The organism is Streptomyces sp. NPDC059534, from assembly GCF_042743475.1.
Lineage (GTDB): Bacteria > Actinomycetota > Actinomycetes > Streptomycetales > Streptomycetaceae > Streptomyces.
This window is the reverse complement of the sequence record NZ_JBHWAQ010000036.1, coordinates 1-20,800: the sequence shown is the minus strand read 5'-3', so window position 1 is coordinate 20,800 and position 20,800 is coordinate 1. Positions and strand designations below refer to the sequence as shown.

19 protein-coding genes and 1 riboswitch are annotated in these 20,800 nt (G+C 71.2%); of the genes, 4 read left to right on the top strand and 15 right to left on the bottom strand.

The features are described from left to right. Positions 1–31: 31 nt before the first annotated feature. The 4 genes from ACFVZH_RS32070 to ACFVZH_RS32055 all read right to left on the bottom strand — a co-directional run bounded on the left by ACFVZH_RS32070 (position 32) and on the right by ACFVZH_RS32055 (position 4,211). The gene (locus tag ACFVZH_RS32070; protein WP_384902851.1) at positions 32–1,234 is read right to left on the bottom strand and encodes a DUF6545 domain-containing protein; all 1,203 of its coding nucleotides are present in this window, start codon (positions 1,232–1,234) and stop codon (positions 32–34) included. A gap of 13 nt (positions 1,235–1,247) precedes the next feature. Then, complete coding sequence (locus ACFVZH_RS32065; protein WP_384902849.1) at positions 1,248–1,640, bottom strand: toxin-antitoxin system, toxin component; 393 nt, start codon at positions 1,638–1,640, stop codon at positions 1,248–1,250. 234 nt (positions 1,641–1,874) lie between these two features. Continuing rightward, the gene (locus ACFVZH_RS32060) at positions 1,875–2,546 is read right to left on the bottom strand and encodes a hypothetical protein (protein ID WP_384902848.1); all 672 of its coding nucleotides are present in this window, start codon (positions 2,544–2,546) and stop codon (positions 1,875–1,877) included. A 252-nt stretch (positions 2,547–2,798) separates the two neighbouring features. Continuing rightward, entirely contained in the window at positions 2,799–4,211 is a 1,413-nt protein-coding gene (locus ACFVZH_RS32055; RefSeq protein WP_384902846.1) for a peptidase C39 family protein, read from the bottom strand. A 184-nt stretch (positions 4,212–4,395) separates the two neighbouring features. Between ACFVZH_RS32055 and ACFVZH_RS32050 the strand changes: the two genes are divergently transcribed. Then, on the top strand, positions 4,396–5,025 hold the full coding sequence (locus ACFVZH_RS32050) for a uridine kinase (RefSeq protein ID WP_384902844.1): 630 nt from the start codon (positions 4,396–4,398) through the stop codon (positions 5,023–5,025). A gap of 330 nt (positions 5,026–5,355) precedes the next feature. Next, positions 5,356–7,272 carry an AAA family ATPase gene (locus ACFVZH_RS32045; RefSeq protein WP_384902907.1) on the top strand — a complete coding sequence of 639 codons (1,917 nt, stop codon included), beginning with the start codon at positions 5,356–5,358 and terminating at the stop codon, positions 7,270–7,272. On the opposite strand, the gene ACFVZH_RS32040 is transcribed toward ACFVZH_RS32045, so the two are convergent. The 10 genes from ACFVZH_RS32040 to ribD all read right to left on the bottom strand — a co-directional run bounded on the left by ACFVZH_RS32040 (position 7,266) and on the right by ribD (position 15,873). Continuing rightward, complete coding sequence (locus ACFVZH_RS32040; RefSeq protein WP_384902843.1) at positions 7,266–8,411, bottom strand: hemolysin family protein; 1,146 nt, start codon at positions 8,409–8,411, stop codon at positions 7,266–7,268. The genes ACFVZH_RS32045 and ACFVZH_RS32040 overlap by 7 nt on opposite strands. Then, on the bottom strand, positions 8,408–9,787 hold the full coding sequence (locus tag ACFVZH_RS32035) for a hemolysin family protein (protein WP_384902841.1): 1,380 nt from the start codon (positions 9,785–9,787) through the stop codon (positions 8,408–8,410). The genes ACFVZH_RS32040 and ACFVZH_RS32035 overlap by 4 nt, the downstream gene beginning before the upstream one ends. Before the next feature lie 253 nt (positions 9,788–10,040). Continuing rightward, positions 10,041–10,493: a PH domain-containing protein gene (locus ACFVZH_RS32030; protein ID WP_384902839.1), complete on the bottom strand. Its 453-nt coding sequence runs from the start codon at positions 10,491–10,493 to the stop codon at positions 10,041–10,043. A 40-nt stretch (positions 10,494–10,533) separates the two neighbouring features. Then, a complete protein-coding gene (hisG, locus tag ACFVZH_RS32025) occupies positions 10,534–11,382 on the bottom strand; it encodes an ATP phosphoribosyltransferase (RefSeq protein WP_017242191.1) in 849 nt (282 codons plus the stop codon). Positions 11,383–11,432: 50 nt separating this feature from the next. Next, positions 11,433–11,705, bottom strand: coding sequence for a phosphoribosyl-ATP diphosphatase (locus tag ACFVZH_RS32020; protein ID WP_366303489.1), 273 nt, complete (start codon positions 11,703–11,705; stop codon positions 11,433–11,435). A gap of 35 nt (positions 11,706–11,740) precedes the next feature. Further along, the gene (gene ribH, locus ACFVZH_RS32015; RefSeq protein WP_015032243.1) at positions 11,741–12,226 is read right to left on the bottom strand and encodes a 6,7-dimethyl-8-ribityllumazine synthase; all 486 of its coding nucleotides are present in this window, start codon (positions 12,224–12,226) and stop codon (positions 11,741–11,743) included. Between the two features lie 29 nt (positions 12,227–12,255). Beyond that, complete coding sequence (locus ACFVZH_RS32010) at positions 12,256–13,533, bottom strand: bifunctional 3,4-dihydroxy-2-butanone-4-phosphate synthase/GTP cyclohydrolase II (protein WP_384902837.1); 1,278 nt, start codon at positions 13,531–13,533, stop codon at positions 12,256–12,258. Then, the gene (locus ACFVZH_RS32005; RefSeq protein WP_384902905.1) at positions 13,530–14,120 is read right to left on the bottom strand and encodes a nicotinamide riboside transporter PnuC; all 591 of its coding nucleotides are present in this window, start codon (positions 14,118–14,120) and stop codon (positions 13,530–13,532) included. The genes ACFVZH_RS32010 and ACFVZH_RS32005 overlap by 4 nt, the downstream gene beginning before the upstream one ends. Before the next feature lie 44 nt (positions 14,121–14,164). Beyond that, positions 14,165–14,773 (bottom strand): riboflavin synthase, encoded by a 609-nt coding sequence (locus ACFVZH_RS32000; protein ID WP_384902835.1) that lies wholly within the window; start codon positions 14,771–14,773, stop codon positions 14,165–14,167. A gap of 2 nt (positions 14,774–14,775) precedes the next feature. Then, positions 14,776–15,873 carry a bifunctional diaminohydroxyphosphoribosylaminopyrimidine deaminase/5-amino-6-(5-phosphoribosylamino)uracil reductase RibD gene (gene ribD / locus ACFVZH_RS31995; RefSeq protein WP_384902833.1) on the bottom strand — a complete coding sequence of 366 codons (1,098 nt, stop codon included), beginning with the start codon at positions 15,871–15,873 and terminating at the stop codon, positions 14,776–14,778. Positions 15,874–16,046: 173 nt separating this feature from the next. After that, positions 16,047–16,176, bottom strand: a riboswitch (FMN riboswitch). A 271-nt stretch (positions 16,177–16,447) separates the two neighbouring features. Between ribD and ACFVZH_RS31990 the strand changes: the two genes are divergently transcribed. Further along, complete coding sequence (locus ACFVZH_RS31990) at positions 16,448–18,829, top strand: chitinase C-terminal domain-containing protein (protein WP_384902831.1); 2,382 nt, start codon at positions 16,448–16,450, stop codon at positions 18,827–18,829. Between the two features lie 300 nt (positions 18,830–19,129). Here ACFVZH_RS31990 and ACFVZH_RS31985 read toward each other — a convergent pair whose 3' ends face one another. Continuing rightward, on the bottom strand, positions 19,130–19,294 hold the full coding sequence (locus ACFVZH_RS31985; RefSeq protein WP_384902829.1) for a hypothetical protein: 165 nt from the start codon (positions 19,292–19,294) through the stop codon (positions 19,130–19,132). On the opposite strand from ACFVZH_RS31985, the gene ACFVZH_RS31980 reads away from it, so the two are divergent. After that, positions 19,287–20,633, top strand: a complete 1,347-nt coding sequence (locus tag ACFVZH_RS31980) for a cellulase family glycosylhydrolase (RefSeq protein WP_384902827.1) — start codon at positions 19,287–19,289, stop codon at positions 20,631–20,633. The genes ACFVZH_RS31985 and ACFVZH_RS31980 overlap by 8 nt on opposite strands. Positions 20,634–20,800 lie beyond the last annotated feature (167 nt).

Sequence of the window (20,800 nt, the reverse complement as noted above, 5' to 3'; positions counted from 1 at the left end):
GCGGGCCGCCCCCTCACTCCGTGCCGTCCCCTCACTTCATGGTCGAAGGCGACGGGACGGCGACCGAGCCGAGGGCCCGCGACACGGCGACCAAGAGGTCCCGGTACTCGGCCTCCGCCGCACGCAGCGCCCGGACAGCCGTCACGCCCTGCTCCTTGTCCGCCGGAACCCCCCGGGCGCGGGCGTCGGCCGCGGCCCTGAACATCGCGGCAAGGCCGGCGGCGACGCTCTCGGCCTCCGTCGCGCCGCCTCGGCGGGCCTCGGCGTAGGCGTGCGCACGCACGTCGTCCGAGCAGTACGCCCCGAGTTCCAGCATCCGGTCGTGGATGTCGGTCATCCGGTCCGTGAGGCGCCGGCCGGGACCGGCGCTCCAGGGAGTGGGGAGCCGCATCCGGTCATGGGGGGCACCGGTCCCGCATATGGTCCGCCGCAGCGGGCCCAGGGCCTGCAGCGTCCGCAGCGGCCCGAAGACCTCCGCGGCAAGCCAGGGTCCGACGATGGGGATGAGGAAGCCGGCGGCGACGAGGAGGGTGCCGAGGCAGGCGAAGGACATGGCCGCCCGGTTGAGCGGTTCCCAGTCCCGACCGCCCCAGGCGGCTACGACCGCGGCCAGCTTGGCCGCACCGTAGGTGACGTTGGTCAGGAAACCGACGGCCAGGACGGTGAGCCCGAAACGCAGCAGGCCTCCGGCCGGTGTCCTCCGCTCGGACCACTCCCTGCGGAGGTCGCGCGCCCACTTCCAGCACGCGACGGCAGCCGCGGCGGCCGCCCCGGTGACAGCGAACAGGCAGAGCAGCACCATCTCGCGCATGAAAGGGGTGTTGGCGTAGTACGTCTCGAAATCACTCTGCCGTTCGACCGGCGCCTCGCCCAGGAGGAAACAGCCGATGAGCAGGCTGATCGCCACACCGTGGCCCCAGATCCAACGCCTGACCCGACGACGGGTATGAGGGAGGACCTCCACGTCCTCGCGCCAGTTCTCCATGAGGACCCGGCTGGCACAGGCGTAGGCGCAGAGGATGCAGTAGACCAGCGCCACCGAGAAGTTGCAGACGCCGGTCAACTCGTTGACGAACCTGATCGTCGGGGGCGCCGAGAAGAAGAACGCCGATGCCTGCAGGAAGATCACTGCGTTGACGCTGCGGACCACGGGACTGTGCCGGCGCCTCACCAAGGAGGGAAGTTTGACGACCAGCACGATGCCGAGCGCGGCGGCCGGGATGTAGAGATTCACGCCTTCTCGCCCTCTAACCTCTGAGCGACGCCCAGATGCGGTCGGCCACTCCGCCGAACGGTGCCGTGCCGCGCCCACGCTCCAGGTAGGGCCTGACCCGGTCGGCCAGCATCCGGCCGAACCGCTCCGCACGCCGCTCCTCTTCGAGGTCGGGCTCCGTACGGGCGGCGGCGACGTGGGCGACCGCGTCGGCGAGGTCCCAGCGGTCACCCAGCATGCGGGCCGCGGCCGAGGCACCGGCCGCGCCGCCGTGACCGCAGTGCCCCTCCTTGAGGTGCCACAGCTCATGCCCCAGGATCACGACCTGGTGCAGGGGCGAGGTGTTCGCCTCAAGGACGATCAGGTCGTACTCCCCCATGTCCAGCCACAGGCCCGTCACCGACTCCGGCGGGAACTCCTCGAACATCAGGCGCACCTCGCGCCCGCTGCACCGTGCCGCACACGCGCAGATCGCCTGCAGCAGCTCCACCGGCTGCTCGGGAACCGGCTGGGGCAAGCCCGTGAACAGCGCGTCGCGATACCGCCTCATCTCGCGCGAGACGCCCACCCCGTGCCACCCGCCCCTCGTGCCTGATGCACGGCCCCTCATGCATCGTTCCTTGCGCGTTACCGCTGGTGGGCCGTGGTCAGGCCACCGCGATCAATCGACGTCATTGTGCACCAGGGCTGTCTCGAGGGCGGCGCGGGCCTCCCGGGCGCGCTCCTCACGGGAGCGCCGCGCGACGGATTCGATCAGGGCGATCAAGGGCTGAGCGGTGTCCTCCGGCACGTCGGCCAGGGCCCGGGCGGCGTACGCGACGACGCCGAGCGAGGGGTCCACCTCGCTCGCGGGCCCCGCGGTTCGCAGGCGCCGCAGGTCCTGGTCCTGGCGCTCCACGGTCCGCTCCAGCAGGTCCTTGTGGATCTGCTGGAGGACGCGGTCGAGCGACTCTGCCGGCTCGGCGACCAGGAACTCGATCTTCTCTCCGAAGAAACCCGCGATCCCGGCGGCGTGGTCGAGGTTCGGTGCACGGCCCGTCTTGATCATCTTGTCGAGCCACTGCGCACTCGTTCCCGCGCCGGCCGCTATCTCCGCCAGGGAGTAGGCCCGCCTGCTGCCGTCCCCGGCCGCACGCAGCCGCGTCGCGCGCAGGAAGAGGATCCGCTCGACCACGCGCCGGTGGCGCGCCTCGACGACGTCCACCTCCCGCCCGGACTCGGCGGACCGCTCACCGCGCAGGAGTTCCCGGACCTCCTCCACGGCCACCCCGGAGGCGTACGAGAGCCCGCCCTCCCCCTCCACCCGCAACACGTCGTCGCGGTTCAGTCCCATGCGGTCCAACAGCGAGTCGATCCGACGCACCGTGCCCGTCAGGTCCTGAGCAGGCCCATCACTCACAAGAACTCCCGCGGTCATCGGACGAGGCCCTGACAGGCTAGCAACCGCTGTTGATCCGCCATCACCGATCCCCCGATCACACGGGCCAGGTCCTCGATCACTCCGGCCGCGAGGACCGGTTCTTCCACCAGGGTGTGCACGTCGTCGGGTAGCGCTTCGTCGAGACGGCCGTGGGGCCGTCCACGCTCACGAGATGCCGAGTGCCTGCAGTGCGCGGTGCTGGCTTGGTGTCGGCTTGGACGGCCAGTAGAGGTAGCAGACACCTCCTGTGCCGGAGACCGTTTTCCCGCTCGCGTTGTACCGCTTCGTCCGCAGCCAGATGTTCTCCCACTCGTGGCGTCGGTAGACGCGGCGGACGGCTTGGTTGTCGGGGGAGGCGGGGTCGTTGGCGATGATGTCGCCGTCGGGGGTGAAGCCGACGACGGTCATGAGGTGGCCGGAGGTGCCGTAGCCGGCGCCGGTGAGTTCTTCCTTGCGGAAGGACTGGGACGTTATGGCCGGGATGCCGGCGCTGATCAGGGATTCGAGCTCGGTGAGGGAGCGCAGCCGGGTGACGACGGCGTTCATGTCGGGGTAGGTGGCCGCGTAGGCGGCGTTGAAGGGCCAGTTGCCGCAGCCCTGGTACTGGTGGTCGTAGGTGAAGCGGGCCGCGTGGCAGATCTGCGGGTCGGCGAAGGCGGGGTTCACCCAGGCGAGCTGCTCGGCGGAGGGGCGGCGTCCCCAGTACTCGACGATCATCTGCGAGGAGGTCGGGCTGCACCACGCCTCGCCGCCGTTGTCGTACTCGGGGTACTGCCCGACGTGGGTGTTCTGCGAGTAGCGCGGCACGGTCAGCTCGTGGGAGAGGCCGGGCTCGGAGGCGGGGACGGTGAAGCGGTCCGGGATGTCGGAGGCCATCGCGCCGATCCGCCACACGGTCGGGGTGAGGTCGCTGCCCGGGGTGCGGTAGAGCGTCAGGCGCAGGCGGTAGGAGAGGAGGCGGAGGCCGCTCGCCGTGTCGTCGATGGCGAACGTGTCGGTCCACACGGTGCTCTTGCCGTCGGTCTGGTCGTCGACCGAGGTACGCCGGATGTCGTCGTCGCCGGACGCCCAGCGGCCCAGGACGTACCAGGGGGTCGCCGTCCCGTCGGAGTAGGCGCCCGACAGTTCGACCTGGAGCCAGGTGCCGGGGGGCGTGTGGGCGTTCCAGGAGGCGATGGCCTCGGTGGCGGGCACGGTCGAGGTGTGGAGCGGGGAGGTCCAGGTCGCGTACTCCCAGGCCGAGGTCCGTCCGGTGTGCGGGTCGGTGTGGTCGATCCGCCCGACGGGCGTGGCGAGGACAAGTCCGGGGCGGTGGCCGGCGACCGCCTTCGTGCCGGCCGCCGCGCCGCACCGCCAGTCGGTGAAGGAGGACCAGAAGCGGTTGTCGACGAGGCCGGGAGCCGGGGCGTGCCCGCGGCCGGTGCCGCCGGACGCCGGGTCCGGGACGGCTCCGTCGGCGCAGTCGGCGGCGGAGCAGCCGGGGACGGCCGTGGCCGGGGCGGCGGTGGCCGCCGCCGTTCCCGCGGCGGCCGCGAGCGCCGCGGCGAGGACGGTTCTGCGCGGGGTGGAACTGGTCATGGGCGGGTGACCCCCAGTCGAGAACGGCGGGTGTACGGGCCTGCTGCGCGGGGCCCACTATCGCGGCTCGCGCGGGGCGTCCGCCAGCACTTCGCGCCGCGTCGCCGTACCAATATTGGTCTCGACCACTGGCGGCGGTACCTCCCTGACCTGCGGCGGTCCCCGCTCCCCTACCCTGGTGGCCATGAACGACCTCGACCGCGCCGCGCACGCGCTGCTCCGGCTGCCGCCCTCCTGCGGGCCGGTCCGGCTGGTCGCGGTCGACGGACACGCGGGCTCCGGAAAGTCCACCCTGGCGGCCCGCCTCTCCGCCGCGCTGGGCGACGCCCCCGTCCTCCACCTCGACGACCTCGCCACGCACGAGGAGCTGTTCGCGTGGACCGGCCGGCTGCGCGAGCAGGTCCTGGACCCCCTCTCCCGGGGGGAGGCGGCCGCCTACCGGCCGTACGACTGGCGGCTGCGGCGTTTCGGGGAGGCCCGGACGCTGCCTCCGGCGCCGGTCGTCCTCGTGGAGGGCGTCGGAGCGGGCCGGCGGGCGGTGCGGCCGTTCCTCGCGTGGCTGCTGTGGATGGAGCGGGAAGCGGAGACGTCATGGACGCGCGGCCGCCACCGGGACGGTCCGGAGCAGGCTGCCTTCTGGGACGGATGGACCGTGGCGGAGACTCGCCATTTCGCCGAGGATCCCTCCCGGCCCTCCGCCGACACCCTGGTACGGGAGTGTCCGGAGGGGTACGACTGGCTTCCCGGGCCTGCTGTGACAGCGGGCCCGGACCAGATCATCACACACCGTGACGGCTTCATGTCCGTGAACTGAGTGGCCGGAAGTCCGCTTCCGCAAGTGCCTCAACTCCGCTTGACCCAAGGGGCGTACAGGTCTTACGTTCTGAATGTGCGGCTTTTCGGAGCCGACGCGGACACGAAGCCCCCGGTTGTTCCCCCGTGATCGGGGGCTTCGTTCTGCCCCAGGAGACCGCACAAGGCACCTCCCGAGGCCCTCCAAGGCCCCTTCGCGACCCCTGATGCTCACCCAGGGTCACCGCTTCCGGATCATGCGCTTCTCCTTAAGTACGCACCCCCTGCGCAGGTACGATGCCCCCAGGTGCGGTCAAATCCCGTCCATGCGATGACGGTTGTGGGGGACCCGATGGACATCGGCACGCAGGGCTCGCAGGCCCCGGCCGAGCTCGCCTGGCTGCGCGGAGTCGACGCCTACACGATGGGCGCCTATCCGCAGGCGGAGGACGAGTTCCGGACGGCGGTACGGATCGATCCCGGGATGGCGGACGCCTGGCTCGGGCTGCACGCGCTCCGGGTCGACACCACGACCGCGCTGCTGCGCATGTACCGCAACCGCGAGCGCTTCGGCGAGCAGCGGTCCCGGTACCGGCGCACCCTGAACTCCTGGTACTGGCTGGGCTGGTGGGTCCAGCCCGTCCTGGAGAGCCCGCGCGACCTGCTCCTCGCGCACGCCTCCCACTGGCTCGACGGACGGCACGTACCCGAGCTCGACCGGGCCCTCGCGGGGCTCCCGCCGGTCGACACCGACCCCCAGGTCCGCTTCCTGCACGCCTGCCGCGCCTACCTGGTCAAGGACTGGGACCAGCTCGTGCGGCACACCGAGACCCTCGTCGACGACCCGCTGCTCGGCATCGAGGCGGGACTCTTCGGCGGGATGGCGCGGGTGCGCCTGGAGATGTACAGCCAGGCCGAACCGCTGCTCTCCGCCTCGCTGATGCGCTGCCGCAGCGAGCAGCCGCAGCGCAAGGAGCTGCGCTACTGGCTCGCCCGGGCCCACGAGGGGACCGGGCGCAGCGCCGCCGCGCTGCCCCTCTACCGGGCGGTGCACCGGATCGACCCGGCGTTCATGGACACGGCGGCGCGCCTCGCGGCGATCGCCGAGTACGACGGTTTCGAGGGCTACGACGGCGTGGACGACCCGGCCGGACTCGCGACGGTCGCCCTCGGCAGCCTCGGCGGGGGCCTGGGCCAGGACGCCGCGGACACCGTGCCGGGCGCCGAGCCCGACGCAGGCGGCCTCGGCGACGGACTGCTCCTCGCTCCCGAGCCCGCGCCCCCGGTCGTGCCGGTCGCACCGCCGGAGACCGTACGGCAGAAGGCGTCGGTGCCCCACCAGCCGGCGCCACGCTTCCCCGCCGGGCCCACCGATCCGGTGCTGCTCGCGGAGGCGCTCGCCGAACTGGAGGGCATGGTCGGCCTCGAACCGGTGAAGCGCCAGGTCAAAGCCCTCTCGGCGCAGCTGGAGATGGCGCGCCTGCGCGCCGGGCAGGGACTCCCGGTCCAGCCGCCCAAGCGGCACTTCGTCTTCTCCGGCCCCTCCGGCACCGGGAAGACCACCGTCGCCCGGATCCTCGGCCGGGTCTTCTACGCCCTCGGGCTGCTCGGCGGCGACCACCTCGTGGAGGCCCAGCGGGCCGATCTGGTCGGCGAGTTCCTGGGGCAGACGGCGGTCAAGGCCAACGAGTTGATCGACTCGGCCGTCGGCGGGGTGCTCTTCGTCGACGAGGCATACGCCCTCTCCAACACCGGCTACAGCAAAGGCGACGCCTACGGCGACGAGGCCCTCCAGGTGCTCCTGAAACGGGCCGAGGACAACCGCGACCACCTGGTGGTGATCCTGGCCGGCTACCCCGAGGGCATGGACCGGCTCCTCCACACCAACCCGGGGCTCTCCTCGCGGTTCACCACCCGAGTCGACTTCCCCTCCTACCGGCCCCTGGAACTGACCGCCATCGGCGAGGTGCTCGCTGCGGCCGACGGCGACCACTGGGACGAGGAGGCCAAGGACGAACTCCGCTCGATCAGCGGGCACGTCGTGGAGCAGGGCTGGATCGACGAACTGGGCAACGGCCGCTTCCTGCGCACCCTGTACGAGAAGTCCTGCGCCTACCGGGACCTGCGGCTCTCCGGATACTCCGGCACCCTCAGCCGGGAGGACCTCGCCACCCTCCGGCTGCCCGACCTGATGCAGGCGTACGGCGAGGTCCTGTCGGGCCGCGGTCCCGCCGACCGCGGCCCACAGCAGGAACCGCCGGGCTACTGACCCCCGACGGCGGCCGGGGCCGCCGGGGTGGCCACCGGGGCGGCCGGGGCTGCCGCCGAGGTGGCCGGGGCTGCCACCGGGGTGGCCTGACGGGCTCCCGGCCCGGGGGGCGGCTGCACCCGGTGCGCGGGGTCGCGGACCTCGCCCACCAGCATCTCCAGGACGTCCTCCAGGGCGACCAGGCCGAGGACCCGGCCGGAGCCGTCCGCGACCTGGGCCAGATGGGTCGCGGCGCGGCGCATCACGGTGAGGGCGTCGTCGAGCGGCAGCTCGGCGCGGACCGTCGCCATCGGCCGCCACAGCCGCTGCGGCACCGCCCGCTCCCGTTCCTCCAGGTCGAGGACGTCCTTCACGTGCACGAAGCCCATGAAGGTGTGGTGGGCGCCGGCGCGGACCGGGAAGCGGGAGTACCCGGTCCGTACGGTCAGCTCCTCGATCTCCCGCGGGGTCACCGACGGCGGGACCGTCACGAGGGAAGCGGAGGCGATGAGGACGTCCGTCACCGGGCGGCTGCCCAGTTCCAGGGCGTCCTCCAGACGCTCCTGCTCGAACGGGCCGAGCAGTCCGGCCTGTCCGGCGTCCTCGACGAGCCGGCCGAGCTGGGCGCTGGTGAAGACCGCCTCCACCTCGTCCTTCGGCTCGACCTTGAACGCCCGCAGGACCAGCCGGGCGCAGGCGCCGAGCGCGGCCGTCACCGGCCGGCAGAGCCGGGCGAAGCCGACCAGGCCGGGGGCGAGCCAGAGCGCGGTCCGCTCGGGCGCGGCCATCGCGAGGTTCTTCGGCACCATCTCGCCGATGACGAGGTGGAGGAAGACGACCGCGGCGAGGGCGATGACGTAGCCGAGCGGATGGATCAGCGCCTCGGGCACCCCGACCGTGTGGAAGACGGGTTCGAGGAGGTGCGCGACGGTCGGCTCGGCGACGGCGCCGAGCGTCAGCGAGCAGACGGTGATGCCGAACTGGGCGGCCGCCATCATCTGCGGCAGGTTCTCCAGTCCGTGCAGGACCTGCTTGGCCCGGGCGCCGCCGAGCGGCTCGATCTGGCTGCGGCGGACGGAGACGAGCGCGAACTCGGCTCCGACGAAGAAGCCGTTGGCGAGGACCAGGACGACGGCGAAGAGGAGCTGAAGCGTGCTCATCGGACGCCCTCCGGGACCAGCGGGGCGGCGCCGGACGCCGCGCCGACCGGATCGAGGTCCGGGTCGGGACCGGTCCGGACGATCCGGACGCGCTCGGCCCGGTAGCGGTCGACCTGGCGCACCGAGAGCCGCCAGCCGGGGAGTTCGGCCCGGTCACCGGGGGCGGGAATCCGCCCGAGGAGGTCGGCGACGAGCCCGGCGACCGTCTCGTACGGCCCGTCGGGCACGTCGAGACCTATCCGGCGCAGGGTGTGGACGCGGCAGGAGCCGTCGGCCTCCCAGGCGGCATGGCCGTCCTCGGCGGGGGCGGCGGCCAGTTCAGGGCGTCCGTCGGCGACCGTGTCGTGTTCGTCGCGGACCTCGCCGACGAGCTCCTCGACGATGTCCTCCAGGGTGACGACACCGGCCGTGCCGCCGTACTCGTCGACGACCACCGCGATCGGCTGCTCGCGGCGCAGCCGCTCCAGGAGGGTCTGCACGGGCAGCGTCCCGGGGACGAGGAGCGGCGGGACCGTGATCCGGCCGACGGGGGTGCGCAGCCGGGCGGAGGGCGCGACGGCGAGGGCGTCCTTGAGGTGGACCATGCCGACGACCTCGTCGATGCGGTCGCGGTAGACCGGGAAGCGCGAGAGGCCGGTGGCCCGGGTGAGGTTGAGGACGTCGGCCGCGGTGGCGTCCCACTGGAGGGCGCTGACCTTCACGCGCGGGGTCATGACCTGCTCGGCGGTGAGGCCGCCGAGGGACAGGGTCCGTACGAAGAGGTCGGCGGTGTCCTGTTCGAGGGTGCCGGCCAGCGCGGAGTGCCGGGCGAGCGAGACGAGCTCGCCGGGGGTGCGGACCGAGTCCAGCTCCTCGGTGGGCTCGACGCCCAGGAGCCGGACCAGCCGGTTGGCGACCCGGTTGAGCAGGGCGATCACCGGCCGGAACAGCGCGGAGAAGTGGCGCTGCGGGGTGGCGACGAAGCGGGCGACCTGGAGCGGCCGGGAGACCGCCCAGTTCTTCGGGACGAGCTCGCCGACCACCATCTGGACGGCGGAGGCGAGCAGCATCCCGATCACCACCGAGATCCCGGAGACGGCCCCTTCGGGCAGTCCGGTGGCGGTCAGCGGCCCGTGGAGCAGCCCGGCGAGCGCGGGCTCGGCGAGCATGCCGACGACGAGCGAGGTGATCGTGATGCCGAGCTGGGTGCCGGAGAGCTGGAAGGACAGCTCGCGCAGCGCGGTGACGACGGTGCGGGCCCGTCGGTCGCCGGTGGCCGCGGCCCGTTCGGCCTCGGCTCGCTCGACGGTCACGAGACCGAACTCGGCGGCCACGAAGAAGCCGTTGGCGAGGATCAGGAGAAATGCCGCGACGAGCAGCAGAAGGGAGATGATCATGCCGCCGCCTCCTGGGAGGGGGCGGCGCAGGTACTACCGGACGATCCGTCCATTGCTGGAGGGAGTCACTCCTCGGGTCGAAGGGTGGCCTCGCGGGCCGCGGCTGCGGCCCTGCACACGCGAGGCGGTGGTGCCGCTCGGCACCACCGCCTCCAGAGTAGTCACGCGAACGCCCCGAGGGGCAGGGGGTCGGCCCCGGATGGGGGACGGATCGGGGTCGTCCCCTGGTGTTCCGCCCGCCCGGATCCGGGTGTCAGGCCCCTTCCGAACCCGTCCCGCGGCTCTCGGCCAGGGCCCGCAGGGCGCGGGCGTCGCGGATCGCCGCTTCCTTGGCGATGCCGGGCTGGATGCCGAGCGCGGGCAGGCTGGTGCCGTCGCTGAGGTCGAGGAAGACCCAGGCGTCACCGGGACGGAGGTTGACCTTGAGGATCTCCGCCCAGGCGAGCCGCCGGGTCCTGGTGATGTTGACGACCGTGACGCCCTCGTCGTCGGCGACGACCTTGGGGCGGCTCAGCATGATGAGCACCCCGAAGAGGAGCGCCGCGGTGAAGAAAAAGCTGACGCGCTCCCCCGGGCCCAGCCGTTCCAGCATCAGCGCGACGGCGCTGATGACGGCGAACATCACGGCCCCCACGGTCAGCAGCACCGCCCGGGTGCGCCCCGGACGGAAGGTGACCGGAAGGGCGGGCGGCGTTGACTGGGACATCGGGTTCCTCGGTGCCTGGTGGGACGTACGGGCCGGACCGTCAGAGGCGGCAGGCGTGGATGGCGGTGGTGAGGATGGCGCGGGCGCCGATCTCGTACAGGTCGTCCATGATCCGCTGCGCCTCCTTGGCGGGGACCATCGCGCGGACGGCGACCCAGCCCTCGTTGTGCAGCGGGGAGACGGTCGGCGACTCCAGGCCCGGGGTGAGGGCGACGGCCTGCTCCAGGTGCTCGGCGCGGCAGTCGTAGTCCATCATCACGTACGAGCGGGCGACGAGGACGCCCTGGAGGCGGCGCAGGAACTGCTGGACCTGCGGGTGGTCGTCCGAGGCGCCGTGGCGGCGGACGACGACGGCCTCGGAGGTCAGGATCGGCTCGCCGATGACCTCCAGGCCGGCGTTGCGCAGGCTGGTGCCGGTCTCCACGACGTCCGCGATGACCTGGGCGACGCCCAGCTGGATCGCGGTCTCGACCGCGCCGTCGAGGTGGACGACGGAGGCGTCGATCCCCTGGTCGGCGAGGTGCTTGGCGACGATGCCCTCGTAGGAGGTGGCGATCGTCATGCCGCCGAAGTCCTCGGGGCCGTTCGCCGTGCCCGGGCGGGTGGCGTACCGGAAGGTGGAGCGGCCGAAGTTCAGCGGGAGGATCTCCTCGGCGCTGGCGCCGGAGTCCAGGAGCAGGTCGCGGCCGGTGATGCCGATGTCCAGCTTGCCGGACGCGACGTAGATCGCGATGTCCTTCGGCCGCAGGTAGAAGAACTCGACCTCGTTGTCGGGGTCGATGACCACCAGTTCCTTGGACTCCTTGCGCTGGCGGTAGCCGGCCTCATGGAGCATTGCCGACGCAGGTCCGGAGAGGGAACCCTTGTTGGGAACGGCGATGCGCAGCATGGGGTGAGCTTCCTTTGCCTGGGAGTTTTCGGAACGGTGGGGCGGTGTGCTCAGAGGTGGGCGTAGACGTCGTCGAGCGAGATCCCGCGGGCGACCATCATCACCTGGACGTGGTACAGCAGCTGCGAGATCTCCTCGGCGGCCGCGTCCTTGCCCTCGTACTCGGCGGCCATCCAGACCTCGGCGGCCTCCTCGACGACCTTCTTGCCGATGGCATGGACACCCTTGTCCACCAGTTCCGCGGTGCGGGAGGTGGCCGGGTCGCCGGTCTCGGCCTTGAGCTTGAGCTCGGCGAAGAGCTCTTCGAAGGTTTTGTTCGCCATGATGGTCCTAAGAGTACGGGGTGAGGGTCGCGTGCTCAGCGCCAGGGTTCGCTCACCGTGCGCAGTGTGGTCGCGGTGGCGACGGCGGCGGTGACGGCCTCGTGGCCCTTGTCCTCGGTGGATCCTTCGAGGCCGGCCCGGTCGAGGGCCTGCTCCTCGGTGTCGACGGTGAGGACACCGAATCCGACGGGTACGCCGGTGTCGATCGAGACCTGGGTGAGGCCGTGGGTGACGCCCTGGCACACGTACTCGAAGTGCGGCGTTCCGCCGCGGATCACGACGCCGAGCGCCACGATGGCATCGTAGCCGCGCCCGGCGAGTACCTTCGCCACGACGGGGAGCTCGAAGCTGCCGGGGACGCGCAGCAGCGTCGGCTCGTCGATGCCGAGCTCGCTCAGGGCGCGCAGGGCGCCGTCGACGAGTCCGTCCATGATCTTCTCGTGCCACTGGGCCGCGATGACCGCGACGCGGAGGTCGCCGCAGTTCTTCACGCTGAGGACGGGTGCGCCCTTGCCGCTCATGATTCTCCTAGCCGGTCGTACGTACGTGATTACTGGTTGCCGCAGGTGGAGGCCGGGGAGCCGTCCAGCCAGGGCAGGTCGTGCCCCATCCGGTCCCGCTTGGTGAGCAGGTAGCCGAGGTTGTGCTCGCCGGCCGTGACGGGCATGGGCTCGCGGCCCTCGACCGTCAGGCCGTAGCGGGTGAGGGCCTGGATCTTGTCGGGGTTGTTGGTCATCAGGCGCAGGCTGCGGACGCCGAGGTCGGCGAGGATCTGCGCGCCGGCCGCGTAGTCGCGGGCGTCGGCGGGCAGGCCGAGTTCCAGGTTGGCGTCGAGGGTGTCGCGGCCGCGCTCCTGGAGTTCGTACGCGCGCAGCTTGGAGAGCAGTCCGATGCCGCGGCCCTCGTGGCCCCGCAGGTAGACGACGACGCCGCGGCCCGCCTCGGTGATCCGGTCCATGGAGGCGTGCAGCTGCGGGCCGCAGTCGCAGCGCTGCGACTGGAAAATGTCGCCGGTCAGGCACTCGGAGTGGACCCGGACGAGGACGTCCCGGCCGTCGCCGATCTCGCCGTGGACGAGGGCCACGTGCTCGACGCCGTCGACGGTGGAGCGGTAGCCGTACGCGGTGAAGTCGCCGTGCGCGGTGGGGAGCCGGACCTCGGCCTCGCGGCGGACGGTCGGCTCGGCGGAGCGGCGGTAGGCGATCAGGTCCTCGATGGAGATGATCGTGAGGCCGTGCTTGCGGGCGAAGGGGACCAGCTCCGGGAGGCGGAGCATGACGCCGTCCTCGCCGGCGATCTCGACGATCGCGCCGGCCGGGCGCAGGCCGGCCAGGCGGGCGAGGTCGACGGCGGCCTCGGTGTGACCGTTGCGGACGAGGACGCCGCCGGTCTTGGCGCGGAGCGGGAAGATGTGGCCGGGGCGGACGAAGTCGGTGGGCTCGTGGCCGCCGCTCGCCAGCATCCGCAGGGTGGTGGCGCGGTCGGCGGCGGAGATGCCGGTGGTGACGCCGTGGGCCGGGCCCGCGTCGACGGAGACCGTGAAGGCCGTGCGCATCGACTCGGTGTTGTGCTCGACCATCTGCGGGAGCTGGAGGCGCTCCAGCTCGTCCTCCTCCATGGGGGCGCAGATCAGGCCGCGGCACTCGCTCATCATGAAGGCGACGATCTCGGGGGTCGCCTTCTCGGCGGCGATGACGAGGTCGCCCTCGTTCTCGCGGTCCTCGTCGTCGACGACGACGACGGGGCGGCCGGCGGCGATGTCCCGGATGGCCTGCTCGACCGGGTCGAGGGCGAGGTCGCCGGCGTCCCAGGGGTGAAGCGCGCTCATGCGTGTGCTCCTTCCAGAGCGACAGACGTACGGGTCCGGAGCCACCAGTCGCGCATGCCCCAGATGACGAGGGCGAAGTAGATGACGTAGACCAGGCCGGAGAAGGCCAGGCCGCTGTTGAAGGCGAGGGGGACGCCGACGAGGTCGACGAGGAGCCACGCGAACCAGAACTCGACGAGGCCGCGGGCCTGGGCGATCATCGCGACGAGGGTGCCGACGAAGATGTACGCGTCGGCCCAGGGGCTCCAGGAGAGCGACGGGTAGAGGGTGAAGAGCCCGCCGACTGCGAGGGTGCCGACGGCCGCTCCCGCGACGAGCAGGCCGCGCTCCCGCCAGGTGGCGAAGCGGACGGCGATGGAGCCGTCCTGGGCCTGCTGCCGGCCGCGGTTCCACTGCCACCAGCCCCAGGCGGCGACGCCGATGACCAGGAGCTGCTTGCCGACGCCGCCGCTGAGGTGGGCGGAGGCGTAGGCGCCGACGAGGATGACGCCGGAGAGCAGCTGGGCGGGCCAGGTGAGGATGGACCGGCGCCAGCCGAGCGCCAGGGCTATGAGCCCGATCGTGTTGCCGATCATGTCGGACCACATGATGTGCTGGTCGAGGACGGTGAACGCCTCGGAGTTGAGCCAGTTCACTTCTCGTTCTCCTTGGCGTCGGCGCCGAGCAGCCGCTCGACGTACTTGGCGATGACGTCCACTTCGAGGTTGACCGGGGCGCCGGACCGCTTGAGGCCGAGCGTGGTCAGGTCGAGCGTGGTGGGGATGAGGCTGATGGTGAACCAGTCGTCGGCGACCTCGACGACGGTGAGGCTGACGCCGTCGACCGTGATGGAGCCCTTCTCCACGACGTACCGGGAGAGGTGGGCGGGCAGGCCGACCTTGACGAGTTCCCAGTGCTCGGAGGGGGTCCGGTCGAGGATGGTGCCCGTGCCGTCGACGTGGCCCTGGACGATGTGACCGCCGAGGCGGCCGCCGACGGCCATGGGGCGCTCCAGGTTGACCCGGGAGCCGACTTCGAGGGCGCCGAGGCTGGACCGCTTGAGGGTCTCGGCCATGACGTCGGCGGTGAACTCGCCGTCGCCGAACTCGACGACCGTGAGACAGACACCGTTGACGGCGATGGAGTCGCCGTGCTGGGCGCCTTCCGTGACCAGGGGACCGCGCAGCCGGAAGCGGGAGGCGTCCTCCAGCTGCTCGACGGCGACGACCTCGCCCAGTTCTTCGACGATTCCGGTGAACACGGTCAGGCTCCCTTGAAGGTGGCGGTGATGCGGACGTCGGGGCCGATGCGGACGGTCTCGGTGATGTCGAGCCGCAACGCTTCGGTGATGGTGGTGATTCCTGCGGCGGCCAGCGCCTGGGGGCCGGCGCCGAGGAGGACCGGGGCGAGGTAGCCGACCACCTGGTCGACGGCGCCCGCGGCGACGAAGGCGCCCGCGAGGGTGGGGCCGCCTTCGAGGAGGACGGAGCGGACACCGCGCGCGTGCAGGGCGTCCAGGAGGGCGGGGACGGAGAGGCCGCGCTCGGCCCTGGGGAGGCGTACGACCTCGGCGGGCGGGGTCCCGGCTTCCCCGGTGAGCGGGATCCCCGCGTCCTCGGCGATCGCGATGAGGGTGGGGGCGGCCCCGTCGAGGACCCGGGCGCCGGGCTTCACGGCGGTCGCCTCGGTGTCGACGACGACCCGCAGCGGCTGCACGGCCTCGTCGATGCCGCGGACGGCCAGATGGGGGTCGTCGGCGCGGGCGGTGCCGGAGCCCACGACGACGGCGTCGGCCTCGGCGCGCAGCCGGTGGACGTCGGCGCGGGACTCGGCGGAGGTGATCCAGCGGGAGGTCCCGTCGGCGGCGGCGATCCGGCCGTCGAGGGTGGCGGCGTACTTCCAGCGGACGAAGGGGCGGCCGTGGCGTACGGAGGTGAGCCAGGCGATGTTGACGGCCTCGGCCTCGTCCTCCAGGAGGCCCTGGGCTACCTCGACACCCGCGGCGCGCAGGGTGTCGGCACCGCCGGTGGCCTGCGGGTTCGGGTCGCCGACCGCGTACACGACCCGGCTGATCCCGGCCTCGATCAGGGCTTGGGCGCAGGGGCCTGTGCGGCCGGTGTGGTTGCAGGGTTCGAGGGTGACGTAGGCGGTGCCGCCCCGGGCCAGGACACCGGCCTCGCGCAGGGCGTGGACCTCGGCGTGCGGGCCGCCGGCGCGGCGGTGCCAGCCTTCGCCGACCTGGTGGCCGGAGGCGTCGGTGACGACGCAGCCGACGACGGGGTTGGGGCTGGTCGCGCCGAGACCGCGTGCGGCGAGCTCGACGGCGCGTCGCATGGCGGTGATGTCGGCCTGCTGGGCCACCGGGTCCTCCTGCCTCTTCGGGCACGGACTCCGGGGCCTGTCGATGACGACAGAGAGCGGGAGAAACGCCTTGCGCAGGGTGCGCCGGGGCCGCTGCCTGCGGGTACGCCGAGGGGTTGTGCCACGGCGACCAGCGGACGTACGGCCGGCACACCCCTGGAAGGGGTCACCCGCCGCGCACTGCCTCCCATCCGGACTTTCACCGTCGGTCCAGGAATTTCACCTGGTCAACCGGCCGCTGGCTGCGGACGGGTCGCGGACTATACCGCCGGTTCGGAATTACACCGACCCCGGAGTGCGCTGCTGCTGATACAGGGCCAGTGTGCCACGGACGCCGTGGGGCGATGCGGCCGAGTCCCTGTGGTCTGGCTCACAGAGTCCCACACAACTCCAATATGGTCCAGACCTATTGACGCACTGGTCTAGTCCTCTTAATCTCCGTGTCACCTCAGAGGTTCCGGTCCGACGGCGTGCGCACTCCACGGGCCCAACACGACCCACCCCCTTGTTCGTTGTGTTCACTCTCCCCCTACGCCCAGCGGCGTGTGGTGCCCCCACCCAGGAGGAACCGATCGTGTTGTCCCCCACGACCAAGAGAGCCTCGCTGCTCGCTTCCGGCGCGGCCGTCGCCGGGCTGCTGCTCAGCTCCCTGGCCGGCGGCGTCTCGTACGCGGCCGACAACGAGTCCTGTCGCCCCGACGGGCTTTACAAGACCCCCGGCGTCGACGTCCCGTACTGCTCGGTCTACGACACCGAGGGCCGCGAGAAGATGGGCGCCGACCACCAGCGCCGCGTCATCGGCTACTTCACCGGCTGGCGGACCGGCAAGAACGGCCAGCCCGCGTACCTGGCCAAGGACATCCCGTGGGAGAAGATCACCCACATCAACTACGCCTTCGGCCACATCGGCGGCGACAACAAACTGTCCGTGGGCACCGACGGCCCGGACAACGCCGCCACCGGGATGACCTGGCCCGGTGTCGCGGGCGCCGAGATGGACCCGGCCTACGCCTACAAGGGCCATTTCAACCTGCTCAACAAGTTCAAGAAGCAGCACCCCGACGTCAAGACGCTGATCTCGGTCGGCGGCTGGGCGGAGACGGGCGGCTACTTCGCGGACAACGGCGACCGGGTCAACTCCGGTGGCTTCTATGCGATGGCCACCAACGCCGACGGTTCGGTCAACCAGGCCGGGATCGACACCTTCGCCACCTCGGCCGTCGACTTCATCCGGAAGTACGGGTTCAACGGCGTCGACATCGACTACGAGTACCCGACGACCATGAAGGACGCCGGAAACCCGCTCGACTGGCAGCTCGCCAACGCGCGCCGCGCCGGTCTGGTGCAGGGGTACGCGGCCCTCATGAAGTCCCTGCGCGAGAAGCTGGACACGGCCGGCGCCACCGACGGCAAGCACTACATGCTGACCGTCGCCGCCCCCTCCTCCGGCTACCTGCTGCGCGGCATGGAGACCTTCCAGATGCAGAAGTATCTGGACTACGTCAACATCATGTCGTACGACCTGCACGGCGCCTGGAACGAGTACGTCGGCCCCAACGCCTCGCTCTTCGACGACGGCAAGGACGGCGAGCTCGCCGCCGCCAACGTCTACGGTTCCTCGCAGTACGGCAACATCGGCTACCTCAACACCGACTGGGCGTACCACTACTTCCGCGGCTCGATGCCGGCCGGCCGCATCAACATCGGCCTGCCGTACTACACCCGCGGCCACAAGAACGTGCAGGGCGGCACCGACGGCCTGTGGGGCAAGGCATCCGCGACCACCTGCCCCGCCGGCGCCGGTCTGACCAAGTGCGGTGACGGTGCCACCGGCATCGACAACCTCTGGCACGACAAGGACACCAACGGTGTCGAGTCGCCCGCCGGCTCCAACCCGATGTGGCACGCCAAGAACCTCGAGAAGGGGATCGTCGGCGACTACGTCACCCAGTACGGCTTCCCGGCGAACACCACCCTGACCGGCACCTACGCCCGCAAGTACGACGCGACCCTGGTCGCGCCGTGGCTGTGGAACGCGCAGAAGAAGGTCTTCCTCTCCACCGAGGACGAGCAGTCGGTGGCCGCCAAGGCCGACTACGTGGTCAACAAGGGCATCGGCGGCACCATGGTGTGGGAGATGGCCGGCGACTACGGCTGGAACGCCACCAAGGGCCAGTACGAGATGGGCTCCACGCTCACCTCGGTGATGTACGACAAGTTCAAGGCGGCCGCCCCGTACGGCGCGAAGAAGTCCAACGCGGCCCTGCCGACCCAGGCCGTGAAGATCGACACCCAGTTCACCGAGTTCAAGCTGGGCGACTCGAACTACCCGATCACGCCGAAGATCAAGATCACCAACAACACGGCGGCGACGCTGCCCGGCGGCACGGAGTTCCAGTTCGACTACGGCACGTCGGCTCCGGCCAACGCCTCCGACCAGTCCGGCTTCGGCACGAAGGTCATCAGCAGCGACCACACGGGCAGCAACGTCGGCGGCCTGAAGGGCGACTTCCACCGCGTCTCCCTGAAGCTCCCGGCCTGGCAGTCGCTGGCCCCCGGCGCGACCGTCGACCTGGCGTTCAACTACTACCTGCCGGTGTCCACCCCCTCCAACTGGACGGTGAACATCAACGGCACGACGTACGCCCTCGCCGGTGACCTGGCGCGCGGCACGACGGTCGTGGAGCCCGGCTCCACCACGCCGCCGACCACCCCGCCGACCACGCCGCCCACCACCCCGCCGACGACTCCCCCGACCACGCCTCCGACGACCCCGCCGACGACGCCGCCCACCACGGGCTGCACCACCGCGGCGTACGTGGCCGGCACCGTCTACAACGCGGGCAACGAGGTCTCCCACAAGGGCCACAAGTGGAAGGCCCAGTGGTGGACCCAGAACGAGGAGCCGGGCACGACCGGCGACTGGGGTGTCTGGAAGGACCTCGGCGCCTGCTGATCCCCACCCCCTGAAACCCCCCGGCGGCGGACGCTCACGGCCCTTGCCCGCCGCCGGGCTCCCTCTCCGCGCCGCGCCCCCCCTGTCCGGGGCGCGGCGCGGACGCGTTCCCACGCCCCGGCGGCCGGGCCGAAGACAGGAGCACGATCCTGGTGACCGACGGCACGGGGACGCTCGGACGAGCACGACATCCGTGGGACGGATTCCGTCACACGACATTCGGGTGACGGAATCCGTCGTCGGTGGTCTCCGACGGGGTGGCGCGGCCGGACTCCGCCGAAGCCGGATAGCGTTCCCGCGTCAGTGCAGTGAGCTCGGTTCGACCGCATCCAGCATCTCGCCCCCGTCGCCGACGTCGTGGAAATGCCGTCGCCACATGCTCGCCGAAAGGTTCTGCGCGATGACCATCATGTCCTCGACAGCACGTTGTCTCGGGTTGGTGATGCTGGTGCTGGGAATGACCACACCGGCCGCCGCGGCACCGGCGCCCCCCGACCTGGGACACGCGGGCCGCTGGCTCACCGACGACCAAGGCCGGGCGGTCACCGTGCACGGCGTGAACATGGTCTACAAGAAACCGCCGTACTTCCCCGCGGCCGGAGGATTCGGCGAGAAGGACGCCCAGTTCCTGGAGGACAACGGGTTCAACGCGGTGCGGCTGGGTTTCGCGTGGAACGCGGTCGAGCCGCAGCCCGGCGTCTACGACGACGCCTACATCGAGCAGATCGCGCAGACCCAGCGACTGCTGGCCCGCCACCACATCTACAGCCTCGTCGATTCCCATCAGGACGCGTACAACGCGTCGGTGGGAGCGAGCTGGAGCGGGTTCCCTGCCTGGGCGACCTACTCGGACGGTCTCCCGGTCCAGCCGAATCCGGGCTTTCCGCTGGTCTACTTCACGAGCCCCGCACAGAACCAGACGTGGGCGAACCTGTGGCGCGACCGCGCGGCGCCCGACGGCGTGGGACTGCAGGAGCACTACGCGGCCATGTGGGCGCACGTCGCGCGACACTTCGTGGACCAGCCGTACGTCCTGGGCTACGACCTGATCAATGAGCCGTGGCCCGGCTGGGAATACCCGACGTGCTTCCCGAAAGGCTGCCCCGGATTCGAGACCGGTGTGCTCGCGCCGTTCGAGGCGAAGGTCATGAACGCCATCCGCCGGGTCGACGAGAACCACCTGCTGTTCTACGAGCCCTCCCTGACCAACGACTTCGGTACGCCGAACTGGATGCCGAATCCGACCGGTGATCCGAAGGCGGGGATGAGCTTTCACGACTACTGCCTCGGCAAGGTCGACACCTGTGTGACCAACGGACTGGATCGCTCGGCCGCCGAAGGCGTCGTCGGGGTGGTGACCGAGTTCGGCGCGACGACGAACGCGGCGAAGCTGACCACGCTCGCCGACCGGTTCGACGCCGACATGGTGTCGTGGATGTTCTGGTCCCAGCCGCAGGATCAGACGCCCGACCATCCCCAGGAACCGCCGACCGGGCCGAATCTGATGGACCCGTCGATCGTCCGCCCGTATCCCCGCGCCGTCGCCGGCACCCCGCAGCAGTGGCATTACGACAGCACGACCGGGACGTTCACCCTCCGGTACAGCACCCGCCGCGCCGATTCGGGGCAACCGTTCGCCGACGGCGCCCGCACCGAGGTGTTCCTGCCGGAGAGCGGCTACCCCGGCGGCTACCGGGTCGAGAGCCAGGGGGCCGACGTCGTGTCGGCACCCGACGCCCGAGTGCTTCAGCTCGCCACCGGCCCCGGGCAGGACACGGTGCAGGTCACCGTGACCCGACGGTGACCGGCACCTGCGGCAGGCATGTCGTCACCTTCCCGTCCGCCCCACGACGCGCAGGTGACGACAGGCCCTAGATATAAAACTGCCGGACGTTGGTTACACATGGGTCTCCGAACAGACGGAGATCTGCCATGCCCCCTTCGCTGGAACAGCAGCGGGACCGTCAGGCC

Coding starts and splice junctions, on each gene's coding strand:
- ACFVZH_RS32035 (WP_384902841.1), bottom strand. CDS start 9,787: ATGATCATCTCCCTTCTGCTGCTCGTCGCGGCATTTCTCCTGATCCTC.
- ACFVZH_RS32060 (WP_384902848.1), bottom strand. CDS start 2,546: ATGGGACTGAACCGCGACGACGTGTTGCGGGTGGAGGGGGAGGGCGGG.
- hisG (WP_017242191.1), bottom strand. CDS start 11,382: ATGCTGCGCATCGCCGTTCCCAACAAGGGTTCCCTCTCCGGACCTGCG.
- ACFVZH_RS32050 (WP_384902844.1), top strand. CDS start 4,396: ATGAACGACCTCGACCGCGCCGCGCACGCGCTGCTCCGGCTGCCGCCC.
- ACFVZH_RS32010 (WP_384902837.1), bottom strand. CDS start 13,533: ATGAGCGCGCTTCACCCCTGGGACGCCGGCGACCTCGCCCTCGACCCG.
- ACFVZH_RS32005 (WP_384902905.1), bottom strand. CDS start 14,120: ATGTGGTCCGACATGATCGGCAACACGATCGGGCTCATAGCCCTGGCG.
- ACFVZH_RS31980 (WP_384902827.1), top strand. CDS start 19,287: ATGACCACACCGGCCGCCGCGGCACCGGCGCCCCCCGACCTGGGACAC.
- ACFVZH_RS32020 (WP_366303489.1), bottom strand. CDS start 11,705: ATGGCGAACAAAACCTTCGAAGAGCTCTTCGCCGAGCTCAAGCTCAAG.
- ACFVZH_RS32030 (WP_384902839.1), bottom strand. CDS start 10,493: ATGTCCCAGTCAACGCCGCCCGCCCTTCCGGTCACCTTCCGTCCGGGG.
- ribH (WP_015032243.1), bottom strand. CDS start 12,226: ATGAGCGGCAAGGGCGCACCCGTCCTCAGCGTGAAGAACTGCGGCGAC.
- ACFVZH_RS32045 (WP_384902907.1), top strand. CDS start 5,356: ATGGACATCGGCACGCAGGGCTCGCAGGCCCCGGCCGAGCTCGCCTGG.
- ACFVZH_RS32065 (WP_384902849.1), bottom strand. CDS start 1,640: ATGTTCGAGGAGTTCCCGCCGGAGTCGGTGACGGGCCTGTGGCTGGAC.
- ACFVZH_RS32040 (WP_384902843.1), bottom strand. CDS start 8,411: ATGAGCACGCTTCAGCTCCTCTTCGCCGTCGTCCTGGTCCTCGCCAAC.
- ACFVZH_RS32055 (WP_384902846.1), bottom strand. CDS start 4,211: ATGACCAGTTCCACCCCGCGCAGAACCGTCCTCGCCGCGGCGCTCGCG.